This is a genomic window from Brevundimonas sp. (assembly GCF_032107865.1).
Lineage (GTDB): Bacteria > Pseudomonadota > Alphaproteobacteria > Caulobacterales > Caulobacteraceae > Brevundimonas.
Window position 1 is genome coordinate 1 of the sequence record NZ_DAMCNG010000402.1, and the last position, 1123, is coordinate 1123.

At 71.3% G+C, this 1123-nt stretch carries 1 protein-coding gene and 1 pseudogene; both read right to left on the reverse strand.

What is annotated here, in order from left to right; translation table 11 throughout:
- Positions 1-238: pseudogene (locus RT567_RS17135) on the reverse strand (imidazoleglycerol-phosphate dehydratase HisB); the annotation flags it as partial.
- Positions 239-299: 61 nt separating this feature from the next.
- Positions 300-1123 (reverse strand): histidinol dehydrogenase (gene hisD / locus RT567_RS17140; RefSeq protein ID WP_313577376.1); only part of this gene is annotated, 824 nt, incomplete at its 5' end.

Consider the following 1123-nt stretch of genomic DNA (forward strand, 5'->3'; position numbering starts at 1 on the left):
GGGCGGTCAGCGCTTGATAGGGCTCGGCGTCGGGCGCCTGCACCTTCAACCCGTCGCGCGCGGCCAGACGCCAGACCAGCTCCAGCCCATGCGTCAGCCCGCGCGTCGGCAGCACCTGATCGGCGCCGACGCCATACAGGGCGGCCATGCGGGCGGCCAGAGCAGCGGGCTCGGCCGGATAACGCTCCAGACCGTCGCCGCCTGACACCAGCGGCGGATAGGGGGCGGGCAGCGTCATGACCCTTCTCCCCCGCCACACTGTCCTTCTCCCCTTGAGGGAAGAAGGAAGAGATCGTTGGTCATCCCGCGCTCCTCAGATCGGCGGCTCTGGCGTGGGCTTCCAGCCCCTCCAGCCGGGCCAGTGCGGCGGCGACGGGGGCCAGTGAGGCGGCGCCCTGTTCGCTGACGGTCTGCACCGACATGGTGGTCATGAAGCTGGCGGTGGTGACGCCGCCCAGCGTCCGCGCGGCTCCGTCGGTCGGCAGGACATGGCTCGGCCCCGCCGCATAGTCGCCCAGCGTCTCAGCCGCCCAGCGTCCGACGAAGACGGCGCCCGCCGCGTTGATCCGCTCCACCAGCTTTTCGGCCTCTTCCGTCTGGATCGACAGGTGTTCTGGGCCATAGAGGTTTGCGACCTCACACGCTTCGGACATGTCGCGCACGCGGATGGCGCGGGCCTCGGCCAGCGACGCACGGGCGATGGCGGCGCGGGGCAGGCGCTCCACCTGACGCTCGACCTCGGCGATGATCTCGCTCAGGGCCGTGCCGCTGTCCGACACAAGGATGACCTGCGCATCGGCGTCATGCTCGGCTTGACTGAGCAGGTCCGCCGCGACGATCTCGAAATCGGCGTCGCGGTCGGCGATGACCAGCAGCTCCGACGGTCCCGCCGGCAGGTCTTGCGCCGGGGCGCCGGGCAGGGCGGCGGCGTACCGCTTGGCTTCGGCCACATAGGCGTTGCCGGGACCGAACAGCTTGTCGACGGGGGCGATGACGCCGTCTTCGAGTTCGGCGCCGAAGGTCAGGGCGGCGATGGCCTGCGCCCCGCCCAGCAGCCACAACTCGTCCAGCCCGGCCTCGGCGGCGGCCGCGATCATGGCGGGGTGGACCGAGCCGTCCTTCG